Origin of the sequence: Aliidiomarina maris, assembly GCF_003987335.1 — a bacterium.
In the GTDB taxonomy this organism is placed as follows: domain Bacteria; phylum Pseudomonadota; class Gammaproteobacteria; order Enterobacterales; family Alteromonadaceae; genus Aliidiomarina; species Aliidiomarina maris.
Genome location: NZ_PIPK01000017.1, coordinates 12486 through 24306, shown reverse-complemented (window position 1 = coordinate 24306; position 11821 = coordinate 12486). Strand labels below are relative to the sequence as shown.

The 11821-nt window shown below is 49.6% G+C and carries 9 protein-coding genes; 5 read left to right on the top strand and 4 right to left on the bottom strand.

Annotation, left to right across the window (positions count from 1 at the left end; translation table 11 throughout):
• The first annotated feature begins 97 nt into the window (after positions 1 to 97).
• From CWE07_RS13160 to CWE07_RS13150, 3 genes are all read left to right on the top strand, one after another.
• Entirely contained in the window at positions 98 to 403 is a 306-nt protein-coding gene (locus tag CWE07_RS13160; protein ID WP_181452303.1) for a hypothetical protein, read from the top strand.
• A 119-nt stretch (positions 404 to 522) separates the two neighbouring features.
• Positions 523 to 1242, top strand: a complete 720-nt coding sequence (locus CWE07_RS13155) for a YjbF family lipoprotein (protein WP_111570368.1) — start codon at positions 523 to 525, stop codon at positions 1240 to 1242.
• Between the two features lies 1 nt (position 1243).
• Entirely contained in the window at positions 1244 to 4165 is a 2922-nt protein-coding gene (locus CWE07_RS13150; RefSeq protein WP_181452302.1) for a YjbH domain-containing protein, read from the top strand.
• A 26-nt stretch (positions 4166 to 4191) separates the two neighbouring features.
• On the opposite strand, the gene CWE07_RS13145 is transcribed toward CWE07_RS13150, so the two are convergent.
• A complete protein-coding gene (locus CWE07_RS13145; RefSeq protein WP_111570366.1) occupies positions 4192 to 4848 on the bottom strand; it encodes a hypothetical protein in 657 nt (218 codons plus the stop codon).
• 305 nt (positions 4849 to 5153) lie between these two features.
• On the opposite strand from CWE07_RS13145, the gene CWE07_RS13140 reads away from it, so the two are divergent.
• Both CWE07_RS13140 and CWE07_RS13135 read left to right on the top strand, forming a co-directional pair.
• Complete coding sequence (locus CWE07_RS13140) at positions 5154 to 7442, top strand: S8 family serine peptidase (protein ID WP_111570365.1); 2289 nt, start codon at positions 5154 to 5156, stop codon at positions 7440 to 7442.
• 17 nt (positions 7443 to 7459) lie between these two features.
• Complete coding sequence (locus tag CWE07_RS13135) at positions 7460 to 7963, top strand: hypothetical protein (RefSeq protein ID WP_111570364.1); 504 nt, start codon at positions 7460 to 7462, stop codon at positions 7961 to 7963.
• A 62-nt stretch (positions 7964 to 8025) separates the two neighbouring features.
• Here the strand turns inward: CWE07_RS13135 and CWE07_RS13130 are convergent, their stop codons facing one another.
• The 3 genes from CWE07_RS13130 to CWE07_RS13120 form a co-directional block, all read right to left on the bottom strand.
• Entirely contained in the window at positions 8026 to 9777 is a 1752-nt protein-coding gene (locus CWE07_RS13130) for a hypothetical protein (protein WP_126819016.1), read from the bottom strand.
• Between the two features lie 207 nt (positions 9778 to 9984).
• Positions 9985 to 10473, bottom strand: a complete 489-nt coding sequence (gene rimI, locus CWE07_RS13125; protein ID WP_111570363.1) for a ribosomal protein S18-alanine N-acetyltransferase — start codon at positions 10471 to 10473, stop codon at positions 9985 to 9987.
• Positions 10454 to 11725: an EAL and HDOD domain-containing protein gene (locus tag CWE07_RS13120; protein ID WP_111570362.1), complete on the bottom strand. Its 1272-nt coding sequence runs from the start codon at positions 11723 to 11725 to the stop codon at positions 10454 to 10456. Before CWE07_RS13120 ends, rimI begins: the two co-directional genes overlap by 20 nt.
• Between the last annotated feature and the right edge of the window lie 96 nt (positions 11726 to 11821).

Sequence of the window (11821 nt, the reverse complement as noted above, 5' to 3'; positions counted from 1 at the left end):
AAATCAAATTGGCTTGGCTCATTGGATGATGTTCAAGTTGAGAAGGCACTAAGAACAGCGATACATGTATCCGCAATACTCGAACGAGGTATTTATTATGAAGAAGTTATCAATTGCTGTTGCAGCTGCATTGGGTTTAGCTATTAGCCCAGTAATGGCGCAAACGGCTGGTGATCAAGCTGGTCAGGTAGGTGCTGGTGGTTTAACTACACCTGGTATGGTTGCGATTGGTGCTGCAGTTGTTGCTGCCGTTGCCGTTGCAGCGGACAGTTCGTCTGATGAGACTGACCCAACGGATCCAACAGAACCAACGGATCCAACAGACCCAACAGATCCGACTAGCCCAACTGCACCGACTGCGCCAACCGCACCTACAGCTCCGACTGCACCAACTGCAGTGTAAGCAGCTAGTAAAAGTTAGTTTTAAACGAACGTTAAAGCACACTTTTCGTAAAATACCGCCCTCGGGCGGTATTTTTTGTTGTAGCATGTGCACAATAACAACGACGACGAGTTACCCCAATGACCGCAAAACTTTTCCGTTTCGCAGCTGGCGCACTTTGCGCCCCCCTGCTGTTGACCGCTTGTACGTCTGTATTTGGCGATGTGAAAGAAACTTGGCAGTATGCAACTGCACCCAAAGTCGATGCAGAGTTGAGCCCTGAGCGCATAGCCAACCTGCCGTACACTGGCATTTATGTCCGCCGTGGTGACCTGCCACGCGCTTTCGTAGTACTGGGCTTCATTGACGGAGAGGTGCCAGCAGAGCGCTGGCAGTGGGTGACTGCGAATAGAGAAGTATTAGAAACCCAGAACGGGCGTGTTGTGCGTACCTTTGATATTGCCCCAGAACTCACTGGGGTGAGTAATTTGAGCGAGGATCCACTGTGGTGTTTGCAGCAGCAGATGCAACAGCAGCGAAGCACAGCGTCTTGCCAACAGCCTTGGCTGCACCAAATTGATATGCGTGACGATGATGCTCGCTATACCTTGCAATTAACCAGCACTTTTCGCCAAGGCGAAGCTGAGTCGATTGAGTTGCCAACGCGCTTCGCCCAAACCGTGCGTTGGGTTGAGCATGTCGAAGTTGTTTCTGCACGGCGCGGTATGCCACGTGAGTATATCAACGAATACTGGCTGGAAGATGACGGTCATATAGTTAAAAGTATTCAGCACTTTGTACCCGGACAAGCCCCAATCGAGTGGCTGGAAGTCAAATGGATAGGCCGCGATGATGCATAAAATGAGCAAGCAACCAACGAAATTAGCCATTATTGCCAGCGCGGTGATGTGGGCACTGCATGCGCCTCATGCCATGGCGCAGGGCGCCCAGGTCGCAAGTAGTGCTGCCGAGCAAAACCAGAGCGTGCTAGTGCAGGTAAATGAAGCCTACACCCTGACTTTTGACGGCCCAGTGCGCTTGCGACAGGTTCTAGAGCAAGCGGTTGCGCAGCAAGGTGCTGATATATATTGGCCGAATGCACGTTTAATTGACCGTGCCGGCACAGCCGACCTTCAACAGCGCCAACGTGAACTGGTGGCTGGATTGAACTTGCTGCGGGCGTATTGGTTAAGCCGTGATAATCAAACCCGCGCGGATGCGGTGCAGGGCTTGGCCGAGCAAGTGGCACAATGGCAATTGGCGTATCAGCCCTATTTAGCGATTGATTTAGCCGCTGCACGCCAACAGCTTGGGGCCAACCCATTGTTAGCCCCAGGGCAGTATGTGTTACTCACCCCTGAGCGTCAGGACTATGTGCCTGTGATGGGCGCAATGAGCCCAAGCCGGGTGCGGATTAACCCTGGTTACAGTGTGCGCCAATATATGACGCAGCTAGTGAATACTGCCAGTAGTACACCTGCGTTGAACCGCGAACATGTCACTGTGGTGCGCCCCGGTGGTGAGTTTGAGCAAGTGCCTTGGGGCATGCATAACGCCCGTGACAGCGAGTTAACCCCAGGCGATATACTGTGGGTGGAACCTGCTGATAGTTTATTTCCACGCCGTTTTAGTGCGTTGCATCAAGAAATACCTGAACTGCTGCGCCATTGGGTGGGCTATGGTGAGACCTTGCCGCCGCTCGACTTCAATAGCCGTATGGCAGCCGTGCCTTACTGGCAGGGTTTTGATACCAGCCCGCGACGCAACCATTATGGCGGCGTGGGCTTGATGCAAACCCCGACTGCGCGCATGGCCGATGAAGGCGAAACCGTATTAATGTATGCCGACACCGACGAGTACCGGCGCTACACGGTGAGCATGCAAGTATTGCCTTGGCTGCAGGCGAGTGCGTTTTACACCCGGATACCAAACCGCTTGTATAGCAACCGCCCGGAATTCAGTGGCACCAATATTCTTACTGACAAAGGTTTTGATGTAAAACTGCGGTTGTGGCAAGAGCGCCAGTGGTTGCCTGAAGTGTCGGTAGGTTTTCAGGATTTTGCGGGTACTGGCTTGTTTGACGGGGAGTATATTGTCGCGTCTAAGCGCTACGGTGCGTTCGATTTTACTGCCGGTATTGGCTTTGGCCGCAATGGTTCACGTGACACCGTGTCGAACCCGTTTTGTGATTTAGCTGACCGGTTTTGTGACCGTTCGACTCAAACTGTAGGCACTGGTAGTCAGCTCGATTTTGACCGCTATTTTGCTGGCCCCGCAGCCCTATTCGGGGGCGTAGAGTACCAGACCCCTTGGGAACCATTGCGTTTAATGCTTGAGTACGATGGCAACGATTATTCGCGTGATCGCGCCGGGGTGCCAATTGACGCCAGCACGCCGTGGAACTTCGGTGCCAGCTATCGGGTATTTGATTGGCTGGATGCGTCGGTAAGCTACGAGCGGGGCGACACCTTGATGTTTAACGTGGCCCTGCGTACCAACTTAAACACCTTGAGCCAGGTGCGGGTTGACCGCCCGCGCGTTGAACCGCAAACCCCAAGCGCACAATCGGTGGATGACGTTGATTGGAACCGTTTAGCCCATAGCATTTCAAATGCCCGCACGGTGTCGGCACCACGCTTTAATATGCCGGACGATACCACAGTGCGCGTGCAGGGGCATGCCTGGCGCTACCGCGATAACAACGAAGCGATTGACCGCAGTGCACGGATATTGGCTAACGCTTTACCAGAAAGCATTGAAACTTATGAGTTCGAGCAGCTTTCTGCCTACATGCCAGTGAGTTTAACGCGGGTCGATGCAGAAGCGTTTAAACGCAGAATTCGTAACGAGGACGCTGGCAAACGCATTGATGAAACTGCGGAGTTGTTTGAGCGCGAGTCACCAGCCCATGACTATGAGCCTGCGGCGTGGTTATATGACTACCCGCGCAGTAACCGTATAGGGTATGGCTTAAAGCCATTCTTTAACCAAGACTTTGGTAGCCCGGAAACTTTCCATTTTTACCAACTGGGTGTGAAAGCGTTCGCATCGGGTTGGGTGGCGCGCGATTTACACCTGTTTGGTGAACTCGGGGTGAACTTAAAGAATAACTATGACCGCTTTAACTTTACCCGTGACCCGTTTGACTTTGACTTACCACGGGTGCGGTCAGACTTCCGTTTACATGCAACCAATGACGTTTGGGTCGACAGCCTGCAAGCGACGTATTACAAACGTTTATCGGAAAATGTATACGGCATGGCTTACGGTGGTTATTTAGAGCGCTTCTTTGCCGGTGTCGGTGGTGAAGTGTTGTACCGTCAAATTGATTCGCCATGGGCGTTCGGGGTGAATATTAACCGCGTGCGTCAACGTAATTACGAAGGTTGGTTTGGGTTTGAAGACTACGAAACCACCATGGGCCATGCCAGCGTGTATTACCAAATGCCATGGCTTAAAGACTCGCTATTGCGGTTAGACGTAGGGCGCTTCTTAGCCGGTGATGATGGCGTTGGGGTGACGTTCTCGCGGCGCTTTGATTCAGGTGTGACGGTACTTGCCTACGCGAGCTTTACCAATGTCAGCAGTGAGCAATATGGTGAGGGTAGCTTCACCCACGGCTTTAGCGTGTCGATACCGTTCGATTTGATCGGCATACGACCGACCCGCCAACGTGTGTCGATGAGCTGGTCGCCGATGTCGCGTGATGGTGGTCAACCATTATGGCGCCGAATTGATTTATATGGTGTAACCGATGAAAGGCACCCATTCTGGGGACGTTAATGTTTAGGGCGTAAATGTTTAGGGCGTTATAAACGCCCTTGGCTCGCGACGCAACGCCCGTTTTCGAAACGGATTTCAGGCTCTGGGGTTACCTGGCAGTTGCTCATGACACCACGGGTGGTTTTGATAAAGGCGTCAAGTTGGTTGTAGCGCGCGACGCGCTGCTCTAGCTGCTCAATGTCGCTGTCGCTCATGTCTTTTTGCGAATATACCATGTAGGTTTCAGGCCCGCCACAAGGCTTGTGACCGTAGGGTAGCATCGCGCATTGGTTTTCGTTGTCGGCACGGGTGCGCTGTAAGTACTCGCGCAGAGTTTGCTGTAATTCTGCATGTTCCTGCTCGTGAGTGCGCACTGTTTGCGGGTCGCTGGCATCGCCAAGTTCTGAAATATCACCTGCCATTAAATCTTCGCGGTACTCCTTGTTGCGATATTCGCCCATAGCTGGCGCTGGCTGATTGCTAGGGTCGCGGGCCGCGTCCCAAAGGTCATCGTCGTCGGTTTCAGCAGTGGGGTTACGTTCGTCGCGCACCTCCTGCTGCCGAGCTTCACGCTCAGCAGCAGAGGTTTCTTGCGCCGGGTCCATTGGATCGCCGCGTTGATCGTCCGGGTCGCTGCATGCAGCTAAACCAAGTGACAGCGAAAAAATGGCCGCAAGGGCTAAAGATAAACGTGTTTTTTTCATGCTAGCTCCCTCCTAGGGGCATATTGCTTACACAATTCCATCTACGAAACAGGCGCGTTGGCTTAACGTTGGGTTAAACGAGCCACGCGACACTTTTAAACGTAGCAATGTATTTTCACTTTGTAACAACTTTACACAATTTTCTCGCAATCATACGACTTTTTTGGGTTGTATATTTTTTGTTGTGTGGCATGGTTGGTAATCGATAAGTTAATACAAAGTTACTAAGTATAAAGTAATGTGGTCCTGATCCCTGATAAAACACAGTGTCAGGTTAGTAAGAAGTAAAACAATAAGGGAAGTAGATGATGAAGCGTTCATTTCAGCTGTCCGCGTTGGCGGTTTTAGTCGCCAGCCTGTCGGCTTGCGGCGGTAGCAGCAATTCAAGCCCGGTGGCCCAAGACGTTGCGCTCGGCGACCAACGTCAGTGGGTTGGTGTTCAAGGTGTGTTGCCCGCTTCCGACCCTGATGGTGACGACCTAACCATTACCTTTTTAGAAAACGGCAGTGCGGTGTCGCGTAACAGCGACGGTTACTTCGAATTTTCTCATGGTTTGTTAGATTTTAATGCCAGCACACTTGCATATAGCTACGTGCCGCTTATGACAGGCAGCAGTGCTTCTTTTGAATATCGTGTCAGCGATGGTGACTTAAGTGACACCGGTACTGTGACGATTGGGAATGTAGCGGGTGACCCACTAGCCTTCGAGCAGTGGCACCTGAACAACACCGGCCAAACCGGATTTGCTGGTCAGGAGCAGACTTTTGAGGCTTGGCGCGAGCTGCGCATTGCACAAGGCTTTACTGAAGAACAAGCGATTGCAGCATTTTCCCCGATACCCAATTTTTTAGTTCCCGGTGAAGATTTAAATGTGATCGGTGCTTACAAATTAGGCATTACTGGCGAAGGCTCAATTTCAGTGGTCGTAGATGAGGGTATGTCGACTACCCATGAAGACTTAGTGGCTAACGTGCTACCTGGGCGCTCAATTAACTTCTTAAACGTGGCAGATCGCACCGATACCACTAAGAGCGGCAATGCAGGCGACCATGGTACGTCGGTGGCAGGGCTTATCGCTGCCGCGGGCTGGAACGGTTTGGGTGGGCGCGGTGTAGCACCTGACAGTAGCTTGATTGGGATGAACTTTCTTGCCTCTCAAAGCCAGCGTAACGAAATGATGTCTTACGGCATGGCTGGCTCGGGCATTACTGCTAGTGATAATTTAGTGTCGTTTAACCGCAGTTATGGCCGCAGTGCACCGTTATTCTTTGTCACTGATGAAATTGACGAAGTGATGTATGCGTTCCCAACTGAAAACCTACGTGATGGCTTAGGCGCGCTGAATATTAAATCATCTGGTAATTCGTTTGCAACGGCAGCAAGTTGGCCCGAAGGTAACGAGCTATGCACATTAGCTCAGAGCGGAATTATACCGCCATTTACACGCGTACTCGGTTGTTATGACGGTAACTGGGACCCTGCGAATGCTAGCTTTTACACTGTATCCGTTGGTGCTTTGAACCCAAATGGAGGGCGCACGAGCTATTCAACGACTGGCTCTAACCTTTGGATATCAGCGCCTGCAGGTGAATTTGGTGACACTGAACCTGCGATGATAACGACTGACCAAACTACCTGTACGCGCGGCTATTCAGGCTTCCCAGCGTATGACGCTTTCCAAAATGCCAACGGCGCGTTTTTGGCGAGTTTAGGTATTACCGATTTCCATGAGCGTATTTATCCGTTTAATAACCCGTTGGGTGATACCAATGCAGAGTTCAACGCGGCTTGTAACTACACCAATACGTTTAATGGTACGTCTTCGGCTGCGCCAAATGCAGCTGGTGTTGCAGCCTTGATTGCGCAGGCAAACCCAGACTTAAGCTGGCGTGAAATTCGCTATATTCTTGCGGCGACAGCAACTCAGGTTGCGCCGAATGATGGCCCAATTGTTCTTAATGTCGGTGGTGGTGAGTTTGTCGCCCACCAAGGTTGGGTAGAGAACGCGGCGGGTTACAGTTTTAATAATCAGTACGGCTTTGGTCGTCCGAACGCCGGTGCTGCGGTTGAGCTTGCCATGTCGGGCGGTGTCTCACTACCTGATTTAATTGTTACAGATTGGGCAGCCGCACCAATTTCGGAGCCAGTAGCGATTCCAGATAACGATGCCAACGGTGTGAGCTTAACTATCACCGTAGAGGATGATGTGATAGTCGAAGGCGTTCAATTTGCCTTTGACATTTTCTCTCAAGACTTAGTGGATGTGTTCCTGGAAGAAAGCACTGGTACGACGGCAGCATCGGATATCGGTATTGAAGTGACGTCGCCTTCAGGCACGACTTCAGTCATTGCGACCTCGCGTACATCGCTTGGTGCCTATATTGGCTTAGGCAATGCTGATTTTGATAACGGTATTGGCTTTGCTTACTTAGCAAGTGCGCCTATTTTAACCAACGCATTTTTGGGTGAGTCTGCAGCCGGTGACTGGACCGTGCGCTTTGTTGATACCAATGGCGCCGACTTAGACGATTTCTTAAACAATGTAACTGACAGCTTGGTTGTTGGCGCGCAAGTGCGTGTATTTGGCCACTAATCGTTGGAGGAAAAATGATGAAAAAGTTAGTAGTAACCGCAGCGGTTGGTAGTGTATTGATGATGGGGGCTGCCCACGCCAATAATGATGTGACGCCACAACCGGTGGATCAACGCCTGGGCAATGTTGAACAGAGCGTTGAGCAAACCCAGCAACGTGGCGTGCAAGTTGACCGTAGCCGCCTGTCTACAGAGCGTGTTGTCGGCCATTATCGTGGTGTTGACCTTGATGGTGGCTTGCGTGCTGGCGCTATGGTGTACAACGACATTACGCGCTTGACTGGCGAAGTGACGGGTAACATTACCGTGTTGATGAACAATGCGGACATTCATGCCTTAGCTAATGAGTTTAATCTTAGTGTGGTATATCAGGACAATACCACTGGCATCGGCCAACTAAATGCCGCAGGGCACAGCGACTTAGCTGCGCTGTTAAGCGACATTCAAGCGTCTGATTTAGTGCGTAGCGCACGTCTTGATATTCTCGAGGCACGTTATAGCACTGACATTATTCGTCGTTAACCCGACGTGTGTGTGATGACAAAGGCCCTTCGGGGCCTTTTTTTAATGAGCAAATTCACTGTTTATGGAATTACGCATAACGGACAATTCGGGTGCGTTGGTAAAGTCGGTGGAGGTGAGGGAGGTGGCGGTGGGGTAACTGCCCCTGGCGGAGGAGGTGATGTCCCTCCAGTTGACTGTATATGAATATTATGTGTAGTAGCGCTCCCATTTTCGTGTCTGACGGTTACACTATATTGCCCTACTCGATTAAAGGTTCTATTAATGTGATGTGTTCCAGACAAACGCGAGATAGTTGATGGCAGTTGGCCGTCAGACCACGTAACCGAGAAGTTCTGATGGTTCCTATGCAGAGCCGTTCGAGCGCAAGGTCGAAGCTCCACTGCTAATGCGACATTTCCCCCATTTACATTTGAACGTACAATCGGAGAAAGACTGGTACTCGGGTTTAAAAAGTCTGCGTAAATTAATGGTGTGCTATGAATCGTTCTATAGTTTCTTGGAGTAGTTGCTGAGAATGCTCTTCCAAACCAAGTGACACCTGCTAAAAAGTCGCCTCTTAATATTGCGCTGTTTACCAATTCATTAGAACCGTTCCCGTTGCCATCGCCACATTGATTCCCGGAGTAGCCGCTTAAATTAACTGCGATCGACGGTTGCAAACCCACTTCTGCTGCGATATTCCGATAAAGCCTACCTCTAATGGCTACATTTAAATAAGGATTTATCGATGCAGTTGCTAAAACTGAGCCTGACAGGTTCCTTGCTCTAATTGTATCGCTAATATTATTATGTGATTGAGATAGATTTGTACAATTGCTGTCACTGCATAAATAGTGAAATGCACCATTAACAAAAAGCGGCCTTTCTAGACCAATGGTTCCACCAGCTGACAAATTTAAGTCGCCGGTTCCAACTTTGACATATGTTACAGCATCAACCAAAACAGGTATTAAACCAACCATAAAGACGCGTTCATATACAACCTGTCTATGCAGCTGTTTTTCGAGCCCTTTAATAGATCTCGATGCATTCCCTGTTAATCTGATGTCTCCATTAAAGTCGTAACTAAGCTTCGCTTCCGTATAATCAACCCTCACTTTGTAGGGTATTCTAAATCTCCGTTTATAACGATAATGTACATCTAAGGAGGCATTAGATTGGCCGCCGCCTGAAACATCTAAGTTAACGTTTACGTGTTGATTGTTTCTAAGTGCAATAGTATCACTTACATTAAAATTAAATAACTGCCCGCTAGGGTTAAAAGTTCTGCATCTCCATCGGCTAGGGCAATTTATGCTATTAGAAGACACACCATCAACAGCGAGGTCGGTCTCGAAAAAACTATCAGTAATTGGGAGCTGTCTTGCCCTCAGGTAACGGTCAGCTTCACCTTGCGACGTGATTTGCATAACCTCTTTATCGAGAATGTAAAGAAGTGGATGGGTAACTCTTTGTCGTATCATCTCACTTAGATTAGACGACATTGTGACAAATTGACTTGATAAAAAATCCAGCCTCATTTCAGCGTAGTCCTCTTGAGGGATAGCAAATCTTTGATTTGCAGCATTTAGCCCTGAAAGAGAATTAATAAAAATTAACTCACGAATTTGTCGTGAACCGTCAATTGCTTGATAATCATAAAGCCTAACTTCAAAACCTTCGTTTTGAAGATTACCATCCAGAGCTGTTTCTCGCATACTCGTTGGAACCGTTGGTCTTAATTGATCTAAAGAAATGCTTTGAGAAAACCCTTCGCTTGAAAACATAACAAGCGCAATAAAAATTATATATTTAAACGATTTTTTAATCATAACCCTCTCCTTGTTAATGACGATATTTCTCAAGAATACCGCTATAAAAATCATCCCTGAAAATATCTACTTTGAGTTATACTTTGAATCTTTAAAGCTGTACAGAGTATTTTGGTATCATTTAACGTAATGCGTCGTTAACCCGGCGTGTGTGTGATGACAAAGGCCCTTCGGGGCCTTTTTTTATTTGGCGCTTGTGCCTTCTGCTTAAGCGTGGCCTTGCCCTAAGCGCATGACCACGGCAGTTTCATTGGCTGTGGCGGGGGGAATGGGTGGGTAGTAGCCAGGGCGGCGGCCAATGTCGCTTAAGCCAAAGCGCTGATAGAGCGCAATAGCAGCGTGGTTGCTTTCGCGCACCTCTAAAAATAGGGTGCGCTGGCGCTGGCCGTGCTGGTCGCTGATAAAATCGATGATGTCCTGAAACAATACGCGGCCGTAGCCGTTGCCTTGATGCTTGGGGTGTACGGCGATATTCATTAAAGTGACTTCGTCGGCGACGAGATAGCAAATGCTAAAACCTACCAATTGGCCTGCGGCGTACAGCGCGCGGGTACGATACAAGCGCCCGCTACACTGGATAAACATGGCGCGTGACCAAGGTGCGCCGTGGGCGGCGCACTCAAGTAAGTAAAACTCAGGCTCGGTGGGGTCGAAGTGGACCAGTGCAAGGTCGGGTTTAAGACATACTGCTGACAAATTTCTGATTCTCGATCGCTTGTTCGCGGTAAATACCAATGATTTTAAGGCCTGTTGGCCCAAGTTTTGGCGTCACTGGCTGGGCTAAGTTATCTCGGTTATTACTTTGCCACTGGTATTGCGCAGTTTCAACTTGCCCGACCATGCGAATTAACGCGCCCATGGCACCGCGCTGGCGTATAGCGGCGTCTTTGATTTCATTCGATAAGTCTAAGCTGCTGACAAAGGTCTGCTTGTCAACGTTGAGCAAAATGTCGCTGCCTGAGAGTAGGCCGGCTAAGAATGCTTTGTCCGGGTCGATGCTGGTTTCCATAAAGCGGCGGGCCACCTCGGCGCAGGTACTGGCGCGCGTCAGCACGAGTTGCGCTGCGGCACAGTTACTCATTTCTAACGCGCTAATCAGCATCACCCATTTGCGTACTTGCTCAATACCTAAGCGCATTAACGCCTGTTGTAAGTTTTCCAGTGGCTTCGACGTGCGATAAAACGCGCTGTTGGCAACTTTTAACAGTTTCACGGACAGCCCAGGTTCATTTTTCAACGCGGCGGTGAGTCTGGCAACATTCACTTCCGGGTCGTATAGCTCATTGATAATACGCGCTAAATTAGTTGCACTTGGCGGTATTTTGACGCCGTTCAAATTGATTGGACGCGCAAAAAAGTAGCCTTGAAAGTAATCAAAGCCAAGGGCCTTGTACATTTGGAAATCGACCTGGGTTTCTACACGCTCAGCAAGCCAAATCATACCTGGGCGGTTCACTTTAGCTTTGAGTTCACGGGCTTGGGCTATGGTGACTTGGCTGATATCGACTTTGATAATGTCGCAGTATTTAAGCAATGGCTCCCACGCATAGCTGTACTCGAAATCGTCAAAGGCGAAGCGAAAACCTTGCTTGGCCCAGCGTTTCACATTTTCGACCACGGCATCGTCCGGGGTGATGCGTTCGACTAGCTCAACGATGACGCGGCTTGGCTCGATGGGTAAAAACGTATCGGAGGCCAGAAAGTCTGCTGACACATTAATAAACAACGGGTGATTAAAACCGTCGAATTGCTCGCTAATGCCAGTAAACAAGTTGTAGATGACGTTGCTTGTGGCGGACATTTCGCCAATTTCAAGGGCGCTAATGCCATCGTCGCTGCGATACAAAAGCTCGCCACCGACGACATTCAGGTCGCGGTCAAAAATAGGTTGGTAAGCAAGCAAAGTGCTTTGAATTGGCTTTTGCTCGCTAAGTGCTGCGGAGTCCATGTGTTGCTCTGATTTTAATTATTACTATATTGTGGATGCATTGTGGCGTGTTTTACGCCAAAGGATTAGTGCAAAAATTGCACATGACCTACGGCC

Coding starts and splice junctions, on each gene's coding strand:
- CWE07_RS13160 (WP_181452303.1), top strand. CDS start 98: ATGAAGAAGTTATCAATTGCTGTTGCAGCTGCATTGGGTTTAGCTATT.
- CWE07_RS13155 (WP_111570368.1), top strand. CDS start 523: ATGACCGCAAAACTTTTCCGTTTCGCAGCTGGCGCACTTTGCGCCCCC.
- CWE07_RS13150 (WP_181452302.1), top strand. CDS start 1,244: ATGAGCAAGCAACCAACGAAATTAGCCATTATTGCCAGCGCGGTGATG.
- CWE07_RS13145 (WP_111570366.1), bottom strand. CDS start 4,848: ATGAAAAAAACACGTTTATCTTTAGCCCTTGCGGCCATTTTTTCGCTG.
- CWE07_RS13140 (WP_111570365.1), top strand. CDS start 5,154: ATGATGAAGCGTTCATTTCAGCTGTCCGCGTTGGCGGTTTTAGTCGCC.
- CWE07_RS13135 (WP_111570364.1), top strand. CDS start 7,460: ATGAAAAAGTTAGTAGTAACCGCAGCGGTTGGTAGTGTATTGATGATG.
- CWE07_RS13130 (WP_126819016.1), bottom strand. CDS start 9,777: ATGATTAAAAAATCGTTTAAATATATAATTTTTATTGCGCTTGTTATG.
- CWE07_RS13120 (WP_111570362.1), bottom strand. CDS start 11,725: ATGGACTCCGCAGCACTTAGCGAGCAAAAGCCAATTCAAAGCACTTTG.